The organism is Natrinema thermotolerans, from assembly GCF_031165565.1.
GTDB lineage: Archaea > Halobacteriota > Halobacteria > Halobacteriales > Natrialbaceae > Natrinema > Natrinema thermotolerans.
The window spans coordinates 1,044,882-1,065,601 of record NZ_CP101873.1 but is presented as its reverse complement, the minus strand read 5'-3'; the positions used below and the strand labels follow the sequence as shown (position 1 = coordinate 1,065,601).

The following is a 20,720-nucleotide window of genomic DNA, read 5'->3' as shown; positions in this document are numbered from 1 at the left end:
ACAGACGGCAGTTCCGGCAGGTGGGTTCCGGTCCGTGCAGACGCCGGAGGGGTGCCGTTCCCGAGCGATGTCTGCGAACGGGTCCGACCGGGCGGACGTGAACTGGGCACCGATACGAACCGGCTCCGACGACGGTACAGCGGGGACGGTGGTGCGGTGGCATCCGGTCGCGTACAGACGTACTGCTAACCGAACCGTTATGTCTCGCAGTCTCCGAGGATCGGTATGGAACTCTCCGCCGTAGACCTCTCTCCGGTCCCAGACGACGGTACCGCGACCGACGCCTACGCGAACACCGTCGAGGCCGCCCGACAGGCCGAGCGGCTCGGTTACTCACGGTTCTGGGTCGCCGAACACCACGGCATGGCGACCAGGATCGCGGGCACCGCACCCGAAGTCTTGCTCGGCCATCTCGCCGCGGAAACCGACGCGATCCGCCTCGGTTCCGGAGCGGTCCTGCTCAACCACTACAGCCCGTTCAAGGTCGCCGAACAGTTCGGCGCGCTGGACGCGCTCGCGCCGGGCCGTATCGACGCGGGTCTCGGGCGGGCGAACGGCTCGCCGGCCGCCGACCGCGCCCTCGGCACGGAGCGACGCGTGCAGAACCCCGACGAGGACCACACCGAGAAGATCAAGGCCGTCGTCGATCACCTCTACGACGACTATCCCGAGGGACACGCCTACGCGGACCTCGAGATACCGCGCTCGGGCGACGCCGAGCCGGTTCCATGGGTCCTCGGCTCGAGTCCGTCCAGTGCGGCGATCGCCGGTGAACTCGGGCTCCGGTACTGTTTCGCGGCGTTCATTCGGCCGCAACTCGCCACGCGATCGTTCGAGGCCTACCGCGATCACTTCCAGTCGTCGCGGCTGGCCGACGGACTCGACGAGCCACAGGGGATGCTCGCGGTGAACGCGGTCTGTGCCGAAACGGACCAAGCGGCGGCGCGGATCCGAGCGGTCGCCGAGGCGACGTACAAGCGGATGCAACGCGGCGAAATCGGGACGAGACCGTCGATCGAGGACGCCATCGACGAACTCGGCGGCGTCCCACAGCCGACGCCTGCGACGCTCGATGCCGACGAGTGGCCGCGTGCGATCTCCGGGAGTCCGGATACGGTTGCAGGCCTCCTAGAGCAACTCGCCGATCGCGTCGGCGTCGACGAGGTGATGATCCAGCACGTCGTCCCCGATCACGACATCGCGCTCCGTTCGCACGAACTACTGGCCGACGGCGTCGGCCTCACGGCCCGTTGAGTGCCCGTTCCGAACGGCTTCCGGATCACTCGTCCGAGAAGGGCCGACGGTGTGAGAGAAACGAAGACTTATGCGATACTAACCGGTTAGTAAGTGTATGCCCAAGTCGATATCCCAGAAGCGACCGTGGCTCGCAGCACTGCTCGCGGCGCTCGCCACCGGGCTCGGGCACCTGTACCTCCGACGGCTGCGCCGTGCGCTCGGCTGGATCGTCGTTTCGTTCGGCGTGTCCGCCGCGTTCGTCGATCCGGCAGCGATCGACACGTTGCTGGCCGGGAACGGGACCACGGAGACACTGCTTGCCGTCGCACCGATGCTTCTTGTCGTGGGACTCAGTACCGTCGACGCGTACCTGCTCGCGTACACACAGCAGACGAGGACGACCCCGTCACCGTCGTCCGAGACGGAAACGACTGACTGTCCCCACTGCGGAAACGAACTCGATCCGGACCTCGAGTTCTGTCACTGGTGTACGAGAGCGGTCGAGAACGCCGATCGAGAGTCGACGCCCGAGGATCGCTGAGGGCACAGATACCGATCGACGCGCTCAGTCTTCCAGAAGAACGCTCGTTACGTACTCGTCGGCGGTCCGTCTCGCCGTTGTAAGCGCACAGTCTTCGTCCAGTACGACCGCTCGAGTTCGGGCTCCGTCGACGATCGTCATGAGCGCGCGTGCGACGTGTTCGGTGTCGACGTCGACGAAGACGCCGTCCTGAATTCCCTGGTCGATCACCGTGCGAAGCAGGTACCGCACGTACTCGTCGTTCTGCCGAAACCGGTCGCTGAACCGGTCCTTGTACGGTGCCTGACTCCGCATCTCCAGGATCGCGACGAGTAAGTCCTGGTGGTCTTCGGGCTCGACGAGCAGTTTGTCGAGCAGTTTGTCGAGTCGCCGTTCCGGATCCGTCGTTTCGACCTCGTGGACGGTGTCTTTGAACCGATCGAGGACGTAATCCAGAAACGCCGCGAGCAGGTCCTCTTTGGTGTCGTAGTGGTAGTGGATCGCGGCCGTCGACTTCCCGTACTCGTCGGCGATCCGTTGGATCGTGAGGTCGGCGTATCCGTGTTCGCGAAGCGCGCGATAGGTCGCACGCATGATCTCCTCGTTCGGGTCGGAGACCGGCTCAGTTGGCGACTTTGCCATTGTTCGAGTGTCGGTCGGGCGGCGGATAACAGTTGTGACCTGCTCGTTAGCCCGTCGCGGGTCGTTCCGACTCCCCCACGTGAGTCTGTCTGATCTCGGCTCCGGAACGCCCCTCTCGAGTCGATACTGTTCCCGAACGTTTTTGACTAACTGGTTAATAGTCAGGAACACGGAACGACATGGATACCGATGCAGTAGCCGAGAGTTCGTACAGTAGGCATCGAACGCGGGACGGGCTCGTGACGTCGGCGACGGTGCCGTCCGAAACGGACGTCGGTGTTCCCGCGATGACCGCGACCCGGTCGGAGACCGACCGTCGATGACTCGTGAACTCTCGCTCAGCGAACGTCGGGACGCGATCGACGAGCGACTCGAGGGGACGCTCGAAACCGCGCGTGGCGACTACCTGCTGCCGGCGCGGACGGCCGTCGTCGACCGGGACGATCGGTGGTACGGACAGCTCGTCGCGCTCGTCGCGAACTCGGTCACGGACGCGCCGGACTCGCCGTCGATACTCCGGGCTGCGACCGCGATGGAGCTGTTCCGGGGCTACTCGCTCCTTCGGGAACGGTTGCTAGCCAGGCTCGACACGCCGGGAACCGAAGCAGTGGCGTGGGAGTCGAACGCGGCGTTACTGGCCGCCGACTACCTCCAGACGGCAGCGTATTCGATGCTCGGATCGCTCGAGGGAACGGCGGGAGGGGCGTGCATCGAGCGCCTCGCAACCGTGTCGGAGCGACTCGTCGAAACGCTCGCCGACGCGGATTTCGACTCGCAGCCGACGCCGGCGGCGTACCGGTCGTTCGTCGACGGAACGGCGGGTGCGCTCGGTCGCGGTGCGGCCGATATCGGCGCGACGCTTGCGGCTGTCGACGACCGGCAGCGAGGTCGCTTCGAAACGGTTGGACGCGGCGGCAGTGTCGAACGGCGCATCCGAGACGACGTTGCAACCGACACGGTGTCGTCCCGTCCCGGCCCCCGAGTCCGTGACGACCGGCAACTGCGTCGGTACGCACGGGCCCAACACGCGGACGCGACTCGAGCGCTTCGGACCCTCTCGTCGACCGCGGACGTCGACTCCCTTCGCGAATTTCTCGGTCGAAACGTCCCGACCGACCCGGAACTCCACTGACTGCCACCGCTTCCCGTCGCCCCGGAAATGACAGCGCAGGCGGTTGTATAATCGTCGTGTCAGTATCGGGCCGAACAGCGACACGAACCGATGAGAGAACTCGCGCCGGTACCGGCACGGTCTCGCTTTCGCCGGTCAACCCACCGGAACGATCTCGGGGTTTATCGCCGATAAACCCATCCGTAAACACATGGCACACCGATTCGTGCGCGCTCGGCCGAAACGCGAGCGACTCCCCGAGTTACGCGACCGGCTCGACGACGGCGATATCGAGCAGTTGGACCCGTTCGGCCGTGCGATGACGACGGCCCTCGAGAACGCACGCTTCGATCCGACGACCGGCGAGGCGGTGTGGATCGAGGAGGACTACTGTACGCCGCCGCTGGCGATGGAGCGGGGCGCGGTCCTCGAGGAGTACTTCGACGAGATCACCGTCGTCGCCGACGACGTCGACGAGGCGGCCGGCTGGCAACGCATCGACGAGCTGCCCGGACTGTGGGGGCAAGTACTTGACGAGGCGTAGTTCCCGCTGCACCCGTCGTCCGGAGAGATGGCCGGGAGCTGAGTCCGGATATCGATGCGGCGATAGCGGCCGTTCTCACTCCGACTCCGAGAGCAACGCCTCGACGTACTGGTCTTCCCACTCCCGACGCGCCTCGAGTTCGCGCCGCCCGCGCGCCGTGATCGTGTAGTAGTTCGTCCGCTGGTCGAGTTCGCCCTTCTCGACGAGACCCTTCTCGACGACGTCGTCGAGATTCGGATAGAGTCGCCCGTGGTGGATCTCCTTCTCGTAGTAGGTCTCGAGTTCGTCCTTGATCGCGAGTCCGTGCGGCTCGTCCTGTCCGGCGATCACGTACAGCAGGTCACGCTGAAAGCCCGTGAGATCGTACATGTCCGGGCTTTGGTCGGGTCGCGTATAAGAACCGCGGAACGAGATCCGGTGTGTCCAATTGGTACAGATCCACAACCGACGAGTCGGGGCTCGCTCGCGACCGGTCGACCGAGCGGACGGCGATCGGTACGATACCGCTTTTCTTGGGATGACGAACCACACCGCTTAATCGGGAGAACTACCAACAGTATGTATGGTTCGCCGAAGCGTTCTGTTCGCCCCGGGAGACGAACCCGAGATCATGCGGAAAGCGGCCACGAGCGAGGCGGATGTCGTCGTCTTCGACCTGGAGGACGCGGTCGCACCGGCCGACAAGGCGGCCGCACGCGAGGCCGTTCGCGACGTCCTCGCCGACGGCGCGGCCGAGCCCGAACGCTGCGTTCGCGTGAATCCGGTCGGCACGTCGGCCGCGACCGATCTCGAGGCGATCCTCGAGGGACCGCGTCCGGACAGCGTGATGCTCCCGAAAACGGAGTCAGCAGCCGACGTCCGAACGGTCGAGCGCCTCTTCGACGAATACGATGCCGATCTCCCGGTCCTGTCGCTGATCGAGTCCGCCGCGGGCGTCCTCCGGGCCGACGAGATCGCCACGGCCGCCGCGACCGACGCACTCTTGTTCGGTGCCGAGGACCTCGCGGCGGACATCGGCGCGACGCGGACGAGCGAGGGAACGGAGGTGTTGTACGCTCGAGAGCGGACCGTTCTCGCAGCCAGCGCCGCCGGCGTCGACGCTATCGATACCGTCTATACGGACTTCACGGATACGGACGGACTTCGCGACGAAACGGCCTTTGCCGCGCGGCTCGGGTACGACGGGAAGATCGCGATCCATCCCGCGCAGGTCCCGGTCATCAACGACGCCTTCACGCCGAGCGACGACGACGTCGAGTGGGCGGAACGCGTTCTCGACGCCCGGGACCGGACGGACGCGGGCGTGTTCGAAGTCGACGGCGAGATGATCGATGCGCCGCTTATCGCACAGGCCGAACGCATCCTCGAGCGTGCCGAGCAGGTGGAGTGAGCCCTCGACCGATAGGAATAGGTGTTTCCCACCGGCCATTGGACGTGATGAAGGCCGCCGTCCGGACGAACTTCGACGAGAGCGTCTCCGCGTACGACGCCTACGAGCAACGCACCGGTCGGTTCACCGCACTCGCGAAGCTGTTGGCCGCCGAGCTGTCGGCTCAAGCGGACGGCCCCGTCGACGCCGTCCTCGACGCCGGTGCCGGCACGGGCGTGAGTACGCGCGTCTTCGCCGAGCGGGCGCGGCGAACGGTCGCGCTGGACATCAGTCGCGAGATGCTGCGCGAACTCGAGGGCGCGCCGCGGGTCGAAGCCGATTTCGATCACCTGCCCTTCGCCGCGGGCTCGTTCGACGCCGTCGCGTTTACCGCGTCGCTCTTTCTGGTCCCGGATCCCGCGGTCGCGACGCGGGAAGCCGCCCGCGTCCTGCGGCCAGGTGGGGTCGTCGGTGCCGTCGCGCCGCTTGGCTGGGTCGACGCCGACGGACGGGACGTCTTCGCGGCCCTCGAGCGGGAGTCGCGATCGCCGACGGGTGCCGATGCGGTCGAAGCGGCCCTCGCCGACGAGTTCACCGTCACGACGGGGACGTGGCGGTTCGCGACGACGGCAGCGGACGTGCGGCGCTTCCACGCGATTCCGGCCATGGCGGCGCGGCTCTACCCGAAACTCGCCGCCGAGGAGCGCGTCGCGCGGGCCCGCGAGTTGCTCGCGGACCTCGAGGGCACCGTCGAACAGCGGTGGCGCTGGATCGTCGGCGTCGCCGACTGATGTCTTCCCGGCGTTCACGCCGAGGGGGATGTCAGTCGGCGTGTTCGCGTTTCAGCGAGAGCGCGGTCCGATCGAACTCACAGACCAGCGGCTCCTCCGGATCGTTCACTTTGAACGCTTCGACGTGCATGGTGACGATGCCGCGCTCGCCGTCGCTGGTCTCGTGCTTGTCGGTGACCGTCGACTGGACCCGGATCGTATCGCCGTGATAGACCGGGTTCGGATGCTCGACGTTGTCGTAGGAGAGGTTCGCGACGATCGTGCCGTCGGTGGTGTCGGGGATCGTGAGTCCGACGGCCAGACTCATCGTGTAGAGCCCGTTGACCAGCCGCCCGTCGAACTGCGTTTCCGCAGCGAACTCGGCGTCGAGATGCAGCGGCTGCTGGTTCATCGTCATATCGCAGAACTGCTGGTTGTCGCGTTCGCTGATCGTCCGTCGCTTCTCGTGTTCGATGGTCTCGCCGACCTCGAACTCCTCGTAGTAGCGTCCTGTCATTGGTGGTTGTGAAACGTTCGAAGGGTAATCAGAGGACGGTGCCGTGTTTCTTATCGGGCAGGTCCTTCTCGACGGTCTCGTAGAAGGCAAAGCGGGCCTCGAGTTCCTCCCGCAAGTCGCTCGGCGGGACGATCTCGTCGACGACGACCTCGCTGGCCATCCGGTGGACGTCGATGTCCTCGCGGTACTCCTCGCGGAGTTCCCGCTCCATCCGTTCGCGCTCGTCCTCGTCGTCGATCTCGGCGAGCTTGCGGGCGTAGACGGCGTTGATCGCCGCCTCGGGGCCCATGATCGCGATCTCGCCGGAGGGAAGCCCGATGACGCTCTCGGGATCGTAGGCGGGGCCGGACATCGCGTAGATGCCCGCGCCGTAGGCCTTGCGGACGACCACCGACTGTTTCGGCACCGTCGCCGAGGAGGTGGCATAGATCATCTTCTTGCCCTGTTCCAAGATCCCGTCTTTCTCGACCTGTGAGCCGGCCATGAAGCCGGGCGTGTCACAGAGGTAGAGCAAGGGGATATCGTAGGCGTCACAGGTCCAGATGAACTCGGCGGCCTTCTCGGCGGCATCGGGGAAGATCGCGCCAGCCCGGTGTGCGGGCTGGTTGGCGACGATCCCGATCGGCCGGCCGTCGATCCGGGCGAAGGCGGTGATGATCTCCGGCCCGTACTCCGAACGTAACTCGAGCGTCGATCCCGCGTCGACGATCCGGTCGATGACGTCGAACATGTCGTAGCCCTTGTTGGGTTCCTGGGGGACGACGGCGTCGATCCCCTCGGGCGAGGCGGCGGGTGCCTGCCCGTCCGTTCGGGGCGGGGTCTCGTCGCTGTTGTTCGGGAGATAGCCGATGAGTTTCGCGACCAGTTTCCGGGCGTGTTCCTCGTCGTCGGCGATGAGGTCCGCGCTCCCGGAGTGGGCGGCGTGGACGTCCGGCCCGCCCAGTTCCTGGAGATCGATCTGCTCGCCGGTGACCATCTCGACCATGCGCGGGCTGGCGATGGCCATCGCGCTCACGTCCCGGACCATGACCGTGAAGTCCGCGAAGACGGGGGTGTAGGCCGCGCCGGCGATACAGGGGCCATAGAGGACGCAGATCTGTGGCACCCGACCCGAGAGCATCGAGTGGTTGTAGTAGTACTTCCCGATGCCCTCGCGGTTGGCGAAGAAGCCGGTCTGCTGGTCGATCCGTCCGCCTGAGGAGTCCATCAGGTACAACACCGGCTTCCCGGTCTTCAGGGCCCGTTGTTGCATCCGGAGGAACTTCTCGACGCCCTTCGCGGCCATGCTCCCGCGTTTGACCGTGTAGTCGTTGGCCATGAAGTGGACGTCTCGCCCCTCGAACTCGGCGGCGCCGGTGATCAGGCCGTCGGCCGGCAGCCGGTCGTCGTCGTCCGCGTCGGTGTTTGCACCGTCCGGATGCCAGTCGTCGAACGCCGCGAACTTCCCGTCCTCGAAGAGGAAGTCGTCGCCGAACCAGAGATCGATCCGGTCGCGGACGAACAGCTTCCCCTGATCGGGCAGCTGGTCTTTGTACTTCTCGGGGCCGCCCGCGAGGATCTCGTCGATCTCCGCCAGCAGCGCCTCCTCGCGGGCCGTCGGTCCGAGTTCCGGTTCCGGCTCGGGGTCGGCCGGTTCGTCGGTCCCGCCGTCGGCGGACGCACTGGCGAGTTCCGCACCGCCGTCGTCGACGACGGTGACGTCCTCCCGGTACTTCGATGCCATCGCTTCGGCGATCGCCCGCGCCTGCGCGTCGGTCGTGTCGCTTGTGATTTTGACTCGCATCGGTATCACTCCAGTGTCACGAGGGTGTCGCCCATGTCGACGGAGTCGCCCGCCGAGATCGGTACCGACCGGACCGTCCCGCCGGTGCTGGCGACCACGTCGTTCTCCATTTTCATCGCCTCGAGGACACAGAGAACGTCGCCGGCCGCGACCTCGTCGCCTTCCTCGACGGCGACCGAGAGGATGGTCCCCTGCATTTCGGCGGTGACGGCCCCGGCAGCGGCGAGTTCGGCGTCGTCTCCGCCCGCGGCCCCACCGCCGGGAGCGGCTCCCGTCTCGGCGCGGTCGGCCGTCGCCTGCGACACGCCGTCCTCGATGACGACGTCGAACCGCCGGCCGTCGACCTCGACGGTGACCTCGGTCGTCGTCGCCGTGGACCCGTTCCCGTCGGTTGCCGTCGCGGAGCCCCAGCGATCGACGGCCGCCGCGAGCGCGTCGTCATCGAGTTCCCGGTCGAGATACGTCGTCGTGTGATCGCCGGCGACGAAGGTCTCGTCGTCGAGCAGCAGCCGGTGGAACGGGATCGTCGTGTGGACGCCGTCGACGGCGAAGTGTTCGAGCGCGCGTTTTGAGCGCTCGAGACAGTGGTCGCGGTCGTCGCCGCTGACGATCAGCTTCCCGATCATCGAGTCGTAGTCGCCGCCGATCTCGTCGCCCTGCGCGACCGCGTGGTCGAGGCGGACGCCGATGCTCGCCGGTGGCCTGTAGGTCGTCAGCTTTCCGGGGGTCGGCGCGAAGTCGGCGGCCGGGTTCTCGGCGTTGATGCGGTACTCGACCGCGTGGCCGTCGATCTCGACGTCCGCCTGGTCGAACGCGAGTTCCTCGCCGGCGGCGACCCGGAGCTGCCACCGGACGATGTCGATTCCGGTTACTTCCTCGGTGACGGTGTGTTCGACCTGGATCCGCGTGTTCACCTCCATGAAGTAGAACTCGCCGTCTTCAACGAGGAACTCGACCGTCCCGGCGTTCGTGTAGCCGGCCTCGCGGACGCCCTGCCGGGCGGCCTCGCCGATTTCGTCGCGCAGGTCGTCGTCGAGCGCCGGACTGGGGGCCTCCTCGATGACCTTCTGGTGGCGGCGCTGCAGCGAACAGTCGCGCTCGCCGAGGTGCCGGACGTTGCCGTGCCGATCGGCGAGTACCTGGACCTCGATGTGTTTGGGCGACTCGAGGTACTTCTCGACGTAGACCGAGTCGTTGTCGAAGTAGGCCTCGCCCTCGCGTCGGGCGCTCTCGAGGGCGTCATCGACTTCGGCCTCGCTGCGGACGATCTTCATGCCGCGGCCGCCACCGCCGCCTTCGGCCTTGATCGCGATGGGGTAGCCGTACTCCTCGCCCAGTGATCGCACTTCGTCGGCGTCGGCGACGGGCTCGGTCGTTCCGGGGACGACCGGGACGTCGGCCGCTTGCATGACGGTTCGAGCGTTCGTCTTTTCGCCGAGCGTCTCCATCGCGTCGCTCGGCGGGCCGACCCACGTGATCCCGTCGGTCGCTTCGACGCGACGGGCGAAGTCGGCGTTCTCCGCGAGGAAGCCGTAGCCGGGGTGGATCGCGTCCGCGCCGGCCCGGTCGGCGACGGCGACGATCGCCTCCTGATCGAGGTACGACTCGCTGGCCGGTGCCGGGCCGACGTTGTACGCCTCGTCGGCGTACTCGACGTGGCCGGCGTCGCGGTCGGCGTCGCTGTAGACGGCGACCGTCCCGATACCGAGTTCTTCGCACGCTGCCATCACGCGGACCGCGATTTCGCCGCGATTGGCGACGAGGACTTTGTCGAACATGGTCAGTAGGATTTGGGGAAGCCGAGTTCCTGGCCGATGTGGTTGTAGGCCATCTGCTGGGAGACCGGTGCGAGTCTCGTGAGGTTGATCTCGCGCCACCAGCGCTCGACGTCGTACTCTTTCGCGTAGCCCCAGCCCCCGAACGCCTGCATCGACTGCTTGACGGCTTCGATGCCGGCCTCGACGGCCGTCGCCTTCGCGACGTTCGTCTCGTAGCCACACTCCTCGCCCTGATCGTAGAGCCAGGCGGCCTTCTCGCGCATGAGCGCGGCCGTTTCCATCCGCGCGTAGGCCTTGGTGATGGGGAACGAGACGGCCTGGTGGCTACCGACCGGGGCACCGAACACCTCGCGGTCGGTGGCGTACTCGATGGCGGTGTCGGCGGCCAGTTTCCCGATCCCCGTCCCGGCCGCGGCGAAGCCGAGGCGCTCGGGGTTCAACATATCGAGCAGCGCCCACCAGCCCTCGTCTTCCGCCCCGAGCAGGTTCTCCTCGGGGACGCGAACGTCCTCGATGAACACCTCACAGGACTTCGAGTAGTTGATGCCGTGTTTGGGGATCGGTGAGACGTCGATCCCGGGGTCGTCCATATCGACGATGAACAGGCTGATGCCGTCGGTGCCACGGTCGACGTCCGCCCGCGGGGTCGTCCGGGTGACGAGGATCATGTTGTCCGCCCGGTCGGCGAAGGTGATCCACGCCTTGTTGCCGTTGAGGACGTACTCGTCGCCGTCTTTCTCCGCGCGCGTGGCGACGTTCAGCGTGTTCGTTCCCGCTTCGGGCTCGGTGATGCCGATCGAGAAGTTTCGCTCGCCGGCGGCGATATCGGGTAAGTACCGCTCCTTCTGGGCCTCGGTCCCGTTCTCGCGGATGCCGACGGCGGCCATCCCCGCGGTAAGGACCAGATACCAGGTCCCGGCCATGCCACAGCCCTCGGCACAGAGCGTCTCCATCGCCAGGCCCATCTCCTGCATGCCCATGCCGGCACCGCCGTACTCCTCCGGAACCAACAGGCCGTGGAACCCGGCCTCCGCGAGTTCGTCCCAGAACTCCTGTGCGAACTCGCCGTCCGCTTCTTTTGCTCGCCAGTACTCCGGTCCGTATTCGGCCGCGACCGCCTCCGCGGTCGACCGGATCATCGCACGTTCGTCGGTAGATTCGAAATTCATGTTGTGGGATAGATCGCTCGTGATCGGGGCGTCTCGAGGGCGGGTCGCTTACGGCGACGCCTCGGACTCTTCTTCCGCGTCGTCTTGCAGTTCGGTTCGGCGGATCTTCCCCGTGACCGTCTTCGGCAGTTCCTCGCGGAACTCGATCTCGCGGGGGTACTCGTGGGCCGAGAGTTCGTCGCGCACGTGGGTCCTGATGTCCTCTTTGAGGTCTTCGGACGGCGTCGTCCCCTCGCTTGGCACGACGTAGGCCTTCACGATGTTGCCCCGCTCCGTGTGGGGCTTGGGGACGACGGCCGCCTCGGCGACGGCCGCGTGTTCGCCCAGCGAACTCTCGACCTCGAACGGGCCGATCCGGTAGCCCGAGGAGAGGATGACGTCGTCGGCCCGTCCCTCGAACCAGAAGTACCCGTCCTCGTCCTTGTGTGCGAGGTCGCCCGAGAGGTACCACTCTCCCTCGGGGCCGTCGACGAAACACGACGCGGTCTTCTCCGGTTTGTTCCAGTACTCGGCGAAGAAGCAAGGGTAGTCGCCGCGCTGGGCGATCTCGCCCGTCTCCCCGGGCTCGAGGACGGCCCCGGTCTCGGGGTCGACGATGTCGGCCTCGATGCCCGGCAGGGGCTTGCCCATCGAGCCGGGCCGCAGCTCCATCGTGGGGTAGTTGTTGATGATCATGTTGCCCGTCTCCGTCTGGCCGTACGTGTCGAGGATGGTGACGCCGAGTTCGTCCTCGCCCCACTCGACGACGCCGGCGCTGAGCGGCTCGCCGATCGAGAGCGCGTGCCGTAAGTCGAGGTCGACGTCCGCCAGTAACTCCTCTTTTTCGCGGAGCATCCGGTAGGCCGTCGGCACCGAGAACAGGACGGTAATCGGGTACTCGTCGAGCAGTTCGGCCCACTCCGCCGGATCGAACTCGCCCTCGTAGGTGAACAGCGACGCGCCCCAGTACCAGGCCCCGAGCGTGTTGATTACGCCGGTCAGCCAACCCAGGTCACCGGTACTCCAGTAGAGGTCGCCGGGCTGGAGGTCGACGGCGTATTTCTGGGTTGCCGCCACGCCGGCCACCCAGCGCTGCTTGTGTCGGACGCCCTTGGCCAGCCCGGTCGTCCCCGACGTGTAGTACAGCAAGGCGTCGTCCTCGCCGCCGGTATCGGCGGCCTCATAGTCCGTACTCGCACCGTCGAGTGCCGTGTTGAACACGACGTCGTCGGCGGGCGCGCCGCCGCCGCGGTCGACGGTGATGACGTGGTCGACCGACGGTGCGTCCGCCAGGGCGTCCGCGACCGTCTCGCGGTTGTCGGTCGTCGTCACGAGGACCTTCGCGTCGCAGTCGTCGAGCCGGTACGAGATCCCGTCCGGCCCGAAGCGTTCGTTGACGCTCCCCCAGACGGCTCCCCGTTTCAGCGTGCCGACCATCGCCACGTAGTGTTCCGGAATCCGTGGCATGTACGAGAACACGCGGTCGCCGCGCTCGACGCCGAGGTCCTCGAGAACGTTCGCGAACTGGCTCGAGCGGTCGGCCAGTTCCCAGAAGGTCGTCTTCGTGAGTTCGCCGTCGGTGTCGACCTGATAGAGCGCGACCTTCTCGCGGTCGGCGGCGTGTCGGTCGACGGTCTCGTGGGCGATGTTCAGGTCCGTCGGTGCGTCCCAGTCGGCTTCCGCGTAGATCTCGTCCCACGAGAACTGATCCCGTTCGGCCTCGTAGTCCGAGAGGTTGTGGCTGGACACCATACACCGCCCCGGATCCCGTTTTCCGATATAATAGTATCGGTAAATTATGCGATGCTAATAGACACATCGTAGAGGGAACTGTTACGCCGAGGTGAGTTTCATCGAGTCAGTCATGCGTAAACGGTCCTGTTTTCAGCACATCCGTTTAGATATGTATTTTTATCGACTGAAAACGCCCTCCTCGTCCTACGCGCCGTCGCGGTTCTCGTCGTCGGCCGCCCCGTCGTGACGCGTGTCCCACAACCGTCGAGCGTCGTCGCGAACGGACGCCGGGAACGACCGGTCGAACGCGACTCGCGGCGCGATATACGCGTCGTCCCACCGCGGGTCCCACGCCGCGTTCACGTACAGCCGGGAGCCGGTCTCCCCGTCCCGGCGATACCGAGGCCGGTCCGCCATCGGTGCCGACGGTTCGCTGAAGATCCAGTCTCGAGACGGATGTGCTTTGACCCAGATATCGCCGAGAACGCGGCCGAGGTCCCGCGGCGAGACGTCGTCGTCGACGACGATGACCGTATCGAACAGCGACGAGAACGCGAAGAGAATGTTGGCGAGTTGCCACTCGAACCCGGCGTAGAGAACGTTCGTCGCGACGACACAGATCCCGAGTTCGGCCGCCGCCGGCACCAGCACCCACTCGACGGGCGAGATCCCCCAGTAGTCGTCGATGCGGTCGTACAGCGTCGCCGCCGTCACCAGTCCCGTCAGCTGCAGGTCGTCCGACAGCGGCCGCTCGAGCGGTGAAAAGGGAAGTACCGGGTCCTCGGTCGCGAGTATCCGTTCGACCGACAGCGCCATCGACGTACTCTCGGTGCCGTACTCCCACGCTTCGCGTCGGTCCGACCGAGAGTCGGGATGGCGGTCGTCGACCGCCGCCTCGATCACGACCTCGGTGGCGCTCGGGACGAGCCCGCCGTTCGTCGGGACGAGCGACACGCGTTCGGCGACGCCACAGTCCTGGACCGGGACCTCGAGGCGGTCCCTGACGGCGAGCAGGTAGGCCGCCGTCACGGCCGCCGGCGGGACGCCGAGGGCGACCGACACCGTCCCACCGTCGAGCAGCGACGACAGCGCCGCGGGCGTCCGTACCCGGAGCGTGTCGTCGCCGATAACGGCACCGTGAACCGGGGCCCAGTGGGTCCCCGCCGCCGTCGATACCGACGCGACGCCGAGCGTCAGGGCGGGCCAGACATCGTCGGCATCGCGCGGCAGGGCCAGTTTCCGTATCCCATCGATGGTGCGTGCGGCCGCCCGCCTGTCGTAGGTCGGCTCCGGCCGATCGCCGGCCGGCCCCAGCCGCGTGATCGTCTCGAGGACGGCGACGAACGACGCCTCGGGGTCCAGTCCCAGACCCAGCGCCAGCCGCGACCACGGCGCCGACTCGCGTCGCTGCAGTTGGTCGGGGCCGCTGAACGCACCGCTGGTGAGATCGGCGCCGTCGGTTCGGCCGTACCGGATCGCCGGGCCGTTCGCACGGAGGGCCTCCGCCGCGATGACGGGCGGCGGCACCTCGAACGGGCCCTCGAGCGTCAGTAGCTCGTCGTTGCTCGCCAACCCTTCGACGTACTGGGCGAACGGGATCATCGCCGCTTCCCCTCCGCCTCGAGCAGGTCGAACCGCGCCGCCGACATGCCCGCGGTGACGAGTCGCTCCTGGGCCCGTTTCCGACGGTCGTCGTCGGCCGTCTCGTTCGCCCGTTCCTCGTCACTGGTCGCGTCGATGTACGCCTTCGCGGTCTTGGCTTTCGAGGTCCCCACGTCGGCGCTGCCTTTCTCCTCGGGCGTCTGGTAGATGTTGAGCGGGACCTTGGGCATCCGTTCGACGCCGAACTGGTGAAAGTCCGCGTCCGGGTCGGCGTCCAGCGCGATCGCCGTCAGCACGGCCCGCGGGTCGAACGGATCGACGTCGGCGTCGACGAACACGAAGAAATCGATGTGGAGCATCCCCCAGGTCGTGAACACGAAGTTGGCCAGTTGATGGAGATAGCCCGGATAGGGACGGTCCGTCGAGATAACCCAGACGGTCCGGGAGGTAAAGCGCCACGGCACGGCCGACTCGACGTCGAAGCCGGCGGCCTGCAGTCCGAGGGTCGCATCCGGGCCGGCCGCGGCGAGTTGGAGCGTGCTGCCGGAGTTTCGCCCGTATCCCACGCCGGTCCCTTCGACGCAAAACGGGACCCGCGGCTCCGTCCGGCGGGTTATCGCGTCGATCGCGAACGCGGGCATCGATCGCCGCGGCCCGTTCATATATCCGAAGTAATCGCCGAACGGCCCCTCGTCGAGTCGTTCGTTCGGGAGGACACGGCCCTCGAGGACGACCTCCGCCGTCGCCGGGACGTACAGGTCGTTCGTCTCACACGGAACGAGGTCGACGGGTCGGTCTTTCATGCCGCCCGCGAAGGTGGCTTCGCTCCGCCCCGCCGGGATCCACATCTCCGTCGTCGACTGGACGACCGGCTCGGCACCGATGACGACCGCCACCGGCATCGGTTCCTCTCGCGGCTCGTAGTCGTAATAATACCGGTTGGGTACCTGTTCTCCCGCCAGAAACAGCAGGCTGGCGAACGGCCCGTCGTGGATCATCAGCCGATGGCTCGACCAGCGGCCCCACCGCGTCTCCGGGTCCGGTGCGACGACGGTGTGGAGGTTCGAGTACCGCCCGCCATCGCCCCGATGGATGTACGGCCACGGGAGCGACAGGAGATCGACGTCGTCGCCGGTCCGAACGACGTCCTTGCAGGGCGCCGCGTCGCGCTCGAGGACTCGCGGCTCTCGAGGTGATCGGAGTCGGTCGATGAGCCGCTCGTAGTACGCCCCACCGGACAGGCCGGTCGGCAGCCCGATCGCCCGGGCGAGGTGATCCCACGGTCGGTTTCGGGGCCCCCGGTACGGATCGCCGACGAGCGACGCGTCAACCGCTGTCTCCGTGACCGACTCGAACACCGGGACGTCGCCGTCGGACCGGTTTGCGATCGTCGTGATCGCGCTCGCCTCGAGGTCCCACGAGACCGGCTCGTCGAACGAGACGAGGGCGTCCGCCTCGTCGAGGCACTGGAGGAATCCCCGGAACGAATCCACCGTCATGGCTCGTTCTCCGAGCGGGCGCGGCGGAGCGGATCGTCCTCGAACTCGGTCCGGACGGTCTCGTAGGCGTCGAGTAACGCGGGGCGGTTCGCCGCGAGATACTGAAACGCCATCTCGCGAAGCGCCTCGGCGGTCGAGTCGTACTGGCCGGATTCGACGAGATACCGGAGGATGACGTTGAGATCGTCGGACCGGGTGTTGACGATGTTCGAGGTCGATTCCTGGTCCGCCGCGAGCCGGCGCAGGAGGTCCTCGTTGATCCCCGCCGCGTCGATCTCGTCGATGAGTTCGACGTACCGTTGCTCGCTGACGCTCTCGTGTGGCCCGGCGACGACGGTCAGCGGCCGTGGATCCGTGAGTTCGTCCGGATCGTTTGCGATCCGGACTCGCGCCTCGAAGATCCGCTTCGTCTCCGCATCGGTTATCTGGAGTGTCGTTTCCGTCCGCTCCTCGTCGGGCAGATGGTCCGCTGCCGTGATGTACTGGTTTGACATGGCCTCCCGTCGCGTATCGTTTCCACGACCCACGTTCGTGGGGTCACGTGCCAGTGGCCCTTATGCTCTTTCTCGTCCGCAGGCGACGAGTTCGGCGGGACGAGATGCGACGGTCGCGACGGGGGCCGCCCCTACTCGAGGGCGTGATCGGAGCGGCGCGTAACTGCAGGCGTCGCTCCGAACGGGACCTCAGTAGCCCAGTTGATCGCGGACCAGGACGACGGTCGTCCGATCGTCCTCGAGTTCTTGTCGGAAGATGAGCTGTTTGGCGATGGCGGACTCGACGCCGTAGGCCTCCTGTGCCCGTTCGTTCTCGAGGGGATAGGCCACCGACTCGAGGCGGTCGAGCGCGTCCTCGAGCGTCGGCACGATCTTGTTCGCGCCGCTGACGATCACGACGTTGCTCGCGGCGAAGGGGTACGCGCCGATCCGGCTGCCCGAGCGGTCGGCCGCGACGAGTTCGCCGGTCTGGGCGATCGCGTTGATGCCGCCGAGGAAGTAGTCGGCGGTCTGGGACTCGCGGCGGGCGGCCTGCCGTTCCGCATCGTCGTCGATGCTCCAGATGTCGTCGGCCAGGCTCTCCCACTCGTGGTCGCCCTCGGAGAGGTAGTCGGCGAACCCGATCTCCTCGAGCGTCGTGGAGTGGCCGTTCATGACCGACGCGCCGGCGGGGATCCGCGACTGGACCGCTTCGAGGGCCTCCGCGGCCGAGTCGGTGACGACGACCTCGAAGCCGTTCGCCTCGAGGTTGTCGACGGTCGCCTCGATGGCCTCGTCGGTCGGCAGTTCGTCGAGCGTCGCGTCGATCTCGGTGTCGTCTACGTAGTCCGGTTTTCGTTGTGACATGTGTCGTTGCCGTACGTTCGTCTGGGGCCGAGATCACCGTAAGTGTTCGCGGATACCGGTGTTAGCTGATTACACCGGTGTTACTTCGTCGTTCGGTCGGCCCGCACTGCCGTCCGCGAGTGCCACACGCTGGGCCCAATCACGAATTACCGGGCCGAATACCGCCAATAAGCAAAACGACTAACACGTCACCCGTGGTCGGCGACGTATGCGTGATTTTCACGTTCACTCGAACTACTCGGACGGAGACTTCCTTCGATCGATGGTTCGGGCGGCCGAGGCGGCCGGTCTCGACGGCATCGGCTTCGCCGACCACTGCAACGTGGCCTCGCGCGAGCGGCCCGAATCGATGCGGGGGGTCTACGGCTTCAACCTCGATCTCACCTACGAGCGCCGCCGTCGGGGGATCGAGCGACTGCGCGAGGCGTTCGACCTCGAGATCTACGACGCCGTCGAGATGGACTACGATCCGCGCGACGAGGCGGCCATCGACGCCTTCCTCTCGGAGGCGGGGTTCGAATACGCGATCGGCAGCGTCCACGACGTCGGCGGCAACAACGTCCAGGTCGCGTCCCGCTTCGCGTCGATGTCCGACGCCGAACGCGACGCGGTCGTCGACGAGTACTTCGATCGGCTGGTCGCGCTCGTCGAGTCGGAACTGTTCGATATCGCGGCCCACGCCGACCTGCTCGAGCGGACGCCGCCGCTGCGGGGGCGGGCGACCGAGGCCCACTACCGGCGCGTGGCGCGGGCGCTCGCCGACTCGCCGACGGTGCCGGAGGTAAACGCCGGGCGGGCGCTTTCCGACGCCGGAGTCGTCCACCCCGCCGAGCGGTTCCTCACCGTTCTCCGCGACCACGACGTGGCCGTCACCGTCGGCACCGACTCCCACCGCCCCGACGAACTCCCCGATCGGGCCGCCTTCCTCGAGGACTTCCTCGACGAGTGGGGACTCGAGGCAGTCGACCCGGACGGGCCCGGGACCGACGCGTGAATCGACGGGAGCCGTCACGTCTGCTTCAACGCTGAGAAACGATACACTCGTTCCCGATCGAATGTGACGAACAGCAACGGGTTCCCGGCTATCGTAATGATCGTTCATACATATTCTTCAATGTACGTCCATTCTTCACGAAAGATCCTTGGTAATCTATAGCAAAGTCTTTAGGTCGCGTGGAGCAAACTCGAGGATACGGTCGATCATCGGCCACTGATCCACTATGAGCGACGATGAACTCATCTGGCGAATCGCGGGCGGTTCCGGCGACGGGATCGACTCGACGAGCCAGAATTTCGCCAAGGCGCTGATGCGCTCGGGGCTCGACGTATTTACCCACCGCCACTATCCGTCGCGGATCCGCGGCGGCCACACCTACGTCGAGATCCGAGCCGCGGACCATGAGGTACAGTCACGCGGCGACGGCTATAACTTCCTGCTCTCGCTGGGTGACTCCTTCGCCCGCAACCCCCAGGAGGAAGCCTACTACGGCAACGAGGAGATCAAGCCCCTCTCGGAGAACTTAGACGAGCTTCGCGAGGGCGGGATCATCGTCTACGACGAGGGCCTCATCAGCGAGGAGGACGTCGAGGCGATCGATCTCCACGAGCGCGCCGAGGAAAACGATTGGCACGTCTTCCCGATGGACCTGCGCGGACTCGCGCGGGAACACGGCCGCGAGGTCATGCGCAACACCGCCGGCGTCGGCGTCACCGCCGCCCTGCTGGACATGGACCTCGATCACATCGAGGACCTGATGTCCGACGCGATGGGCGGCGACGTCCTCGAGGCCAACCTCGAGATCCTCCACGAGGCCTACGAGACGACGCGGGAGGAGTACGAGTTCGAACACGACCTGCGGGCCCCCGAGGGCTCTCACGACGCCGAACAGGCGCTGCTGTCGGGTTCGAACGCGATCGCCTACGGCGCGATCGACGCGGGCTGTCGGTTCATCGCCGGCTACCCGATGACGCCGTGGACGGACGTGTTCACCATCCTCGCGCAGAACTTCCCCGACATGGGCGGAGTCTCCGAGCAGGTCGAGGACGAGATCGCCGCGGCCGCGCTGGCCGTCGGCGCGAGCCACGCCGGCGTCAAGGCCATGTCCGGCTCCTCCGGCGGCGGCTTCGCGCTGATGAGCGAACCGCTCGGGCTCGCCGAGATGACCGAGACGCCGGTCGTCCTCGTCGAGTCGATGCGGGCCGGCCCCTCGACCGGGATGCCGACCAAACCCGAACAGGCCGACCTCGAACACGTCCTCTACACGAGCCAGGGCGACTCCCAGCGGGTCGTCTTCGCGCCCGGCACCATCGAGGAAGCCTACGAGCAGACGCGACTGGCCTTCGACATCGCCTGGGACTACCAGATCCCGGCGATCGTCATCTACGACCAGAAGCTCTCCGGCGAGAACACCAACGTCGACGTCGAGTTCTTCGACCGCGAGGTCTCGCCGGACCTGGGCTCGACGCTGACCGAGGACGAACTCCGGGAGGCCGCCCACGACAACTCCGGGAAGTTCAAGCGGTTCAACTACGAGGACGCCGAGAACGGCGTCGCGCCGCGCTCGATCCCCGGCCAGAAGGGCGGGCGCTTCCTCGCGACCGGCAACGAACACAGCCCGGTCGGCCACATCAGCGAGGACCCCGACAACCGCGTCGCCCAGATGGACCGCCGCCTCGAGAAACTCGAGTCCATCCGCGCTGAACTCGACGAAGAGCGTGAGTCCACCCAGACCTACTTCGGCGACGAGACGGCCGACTACGGCATCATCACGTGGGGCTCGAGCCAGGGCGCGGTCGAGGAGGCCATCGGACGGCTCAACGAGAACGGCCACTCGGTAAAGGGGCTCAGCGTCTCCGATATGATGCCGTTCCCCGAGAAAGAGGTGACCGAGTTCTTAGAGAGCGTCGACGAGGCGATGGTCGTCGAGATGAACGCCACGGCGCAGTTCCGCGGCCTGCTCCAGAAGGAGCTTGGTCGGTTCGGCGAGAAGCTCACGAGCCTGCTGAAGTACAACGGTAACCCCTTCGAGCCCGCCGAAATCGTCGAGGGCTACGAGGTCAACCTCGCCGAGGAGGACCGCGAACCGACCGCACAGGTACGAATCGAACCCGCTGCAGGTGACTGACA

At 66.5% G+C, this 20,720-nt stretch carries 19 protein-coding genes; 8 read left to right on the top strand and 11 right to left on the bottom strand.

The annotated features are described in order from the left end of the window. Positions 1–225: 225 nt before the first annotated feature. Together NP511_RS05505 and NP511_RS05500 are read left to right on the top strand one after the other, a co-directional pair. Complete coding sequence (locus NP511_RS05505; protein WP_049964738.1) at positions 226–1,254, top strand: LLM class flavin-dependent oxidoreductase; 1,029 nt, start codon at positions 226–228, stop codon at positions 1,252–1,254. Positions 1,255–1,351: 97 nt separating this feature from the next. Next, positions 1,352–1,777 (top strand): zinc ribbon domain-containing protein, encoded by a 426-nt coding sequence (locus NP511_RS05500; RefSeq protein ID WP_049964737.1) that lies wholly within the window; start codon positions 1,352–1,354, stop codon positions 1,775–1,777. Positions 1,778–1,801: 24 nt separating this feature from the next. On the opposite strand, the gene NP511_RS05495 is transcribed toward NP511_RS05500, so the two are convergent. Beyond that, positions 1,802–2,398 (bottom strand): TetR/AcrR family transcriptional regulator, encoded by a 597-nt coding sequence (locus NP511_RS05495; RefSeq protein ID WP_006649310.1) that lies wholly within the window; start codon positions 2,396–2,398, stop codon positions 1,802–1,804. A 319-nt stretch (positions 2,399–2,717) separates the two neighbouring features. Here NP511_RS05495 and NP511_RS05490 point away from each other — a divergent pair, with 319 nt between their 5' ends. Further along, positions 2,718–3,530, top strand: a complete 813-nt coding sequence (locus NP511_RS05490; protein ID WP_049964736.1) for a polyprenyl synthetase family protein — start codon at positions 2,718–2,720, stop codon at positions 3,528–3,530. Between the two features lie 190 nt (positions 3,531–3,720). Then, positions 3,721–4,053, top strand: coding sequence for a hypothetical protein (locus NP511_RS05485; protein WP_006181118.1), 333 nt, complete (start codon positions 3,721–3,723; stop codon positions 4,051–4,053). 75 nt (positions 4,054–4,128) lie between these two features. Here NP511_RS05485 and NP511_RS05480 read toward each other — a convergent pair whose 3' ends face one another. Continuing rightward, entirely contained in the window at positions 4,129–4,422 is a 294-nt protein-coding gene (locus NP511_RS05480) for a PadR family transcriptional regulator (RefSeq protein ID WP_049964735.1), read from the bottom strand. Between the two features lie 193 nt (positions 4,423–4,615). Here NP511_RS05480 and NP511_RS05475 point away from each other — a divergent pair, with 193 nt between their 5' ends. Together NP511_RS05475 and NP511_RS05470 are read left to right on the top strand one after the other, a co-directional pair. Next, the gene (locus NP511_RS05475) at positions 4,616–5,443 is read left to right on the top strand and encodes an HpcH/HpaI aldolase/citrate lyase family protein (RefSeq protein ID WP_006649308.1); all 828 of its coding nucleotides are present in this window, start codon (positions 4,616–4,618) and stop codon (positions 5,441–5,443) included. A gap of 47 nt (positions 5,444–5,490) precedes the next feature. Next, on the top strand, positions 5,491–6,213 hold the full coding sequence (locus NP511_RS05470; RefSeq protein ID WP_049964734.1) for a class I SAM-dependent methyltransferase: 723 nt from the start codon (positions 5,491–5,493) through the stop codon (positions 6,211–6,213). Between the two features lie 31 nt (positions 6,214–6,244). Here NP511_RS05470 and NP511_RS05465 read toward each other — a convergent pair whose 3' ends face one another. The 9 genes from NP511_RS05465 to NP511_RS05425 form a co-directional block, all read right to left on the bottom strand. Continuing rightward, on the bottom strand, positions 6,245–6,709 hold the full coding sequence (locus NP511_RS05465; protein WP_006649306.1) for a MaoC family dehydratase: 465 nt from the start codon (positions 6,707–6,709) through the stop codon (positions 6,245–6,247). Between the two features lie 28 nt (positions 6,710–6,737). Further along, on the bottom strand, positions 6,738–8,492 hold the full coding sequence (locus tag NP511_RS05460) for an acyl-CoA carboxylase subunit beta (protein ID WP_049964733.1): 1,755 nt from the start codon (positions 8,490–8,492) through the stop codon (positions 6,738–6,740). 5 nt (positions 8,493–8,497) lie between these two features. Continuing rightward, entirely contained in the window at positions 8,498–10,270 is a 1,773-nt protein-coding gene (locus tag NP511_RS05455) for an acetyl/propionyl/methylcrotonyl-CoA carboxylase subunit alpha (RefSeq protein WP_049964732.1), read from the bottom strand. A gap of 2 nt (positions 10,271–10,272) precedes the next feature. Beyond that, positions 10,273–11,439 carry an acyl-CoA dehydrogenase family protein gene (locus NP511_RS05450; RefSeq protein ID WP_006649303.1) on the bottom strand — a complete coding sequence of 389 codons (1,167 nt, stop codon included), beginning with the start codon at positions 11,437–11,439 and terminating at the stop codon, positions 10,273–10,275. Positions 11,440–11,487: 48 nt separating this feature from the next. Beyond that, on the bottom strand, positions 11,488–13,170 hold the full coding sequence (locus NP511_RS05445) for an acetate--CoA ligase (RefSeq protein ID WP_049964731.1): 1,683 nt from the start codon (positions 13,168–13,170) through the stop codon (positions 11,488–11,490). A gap of 186 nt (positions 13,171–13,356) precedes the next feature. Further along, complete coding sequence (locus tag NP511_RS05440) at positions 13,357–14,754, bottom strand: UbiD family decarboxylase (protein ID WP_049964730.1); 1,398 nt, start codon at positions 14,752–14,754, stop codon at positions 13,357–13,359. Beyond that, positions 14,751–16,253 carry a UbiD family decarboxylase gene (locus NP511_RS05435; protein ID WP_049964729.1) on the bottom strand — a complete coding sequence of 501 codons (1,503 nt, stop codon included), beginning with the start codon at positions 16,251–16,253 and terminating at the stop codon, positions 14,751–14,753. The genes NP511_RS05440 and NP511_RS05435 overlap by 4 nt, the downstream gene beginning before the upstream one ends. Beyond that, positions 16,250–16,747, bottom strand: a complete 498-nt coding sequence (locus NP511_RS05430) for a hypothetical protein (RefSeq protein WP_049964728.1) — start codon at positions 16,745–16,747, stop codon at positions 16,250–16,252. The genes NP511_RS05435 and NP511_RS05430 overlap by 4 nt, the downstream gene beginning before the upstream one ends. Positions 16,748–16,936: 189 nt before the next feature. Next, the gene (locus NP511_RS05425) at positions 16,937–17,593 is read right to left on the bottom strand and encodes a lactate utilization protein (protein ID WP_049964727.1); all 657 of its coding nucleotides are present in this window, start codon (positions 17,591–17,593) and stop codon (positions 16,937–16,939) included. A gap of 208 nt (positions 17,594–17,801) precedes the next feature. Between NP511_RS05425 and NP511_RS05420 the strand changes: the two genes are divergently transcribed. Both NP511_RS05420 and NP511_RS05415 read left to right on the top strand, forming a co-directional pair. Beyond that, entirely contained in the window at positions 17,802–18,587 is a 786-nt protein-coding gene (locus tag NP511_RS05420) for a PHP domain-containing protein (protein WP_049964726.1), read from the top strand. 226 nt (positions 18,588–18,813) lie between these two features. Then, complete coding sequence (locus NP511_RS05415; RefSeq protein ID WP_049964725.1) at positions 18,814–20,718, top strand: 2-oxoacid:acceptor oxidoreductase subunit alpha; 1,905 nt, start codon at positions 18,814–18,816, stop codon at positions 20,716–20,718. Positions 20,719–20,720: the final 2 nt, after the last annotated feature.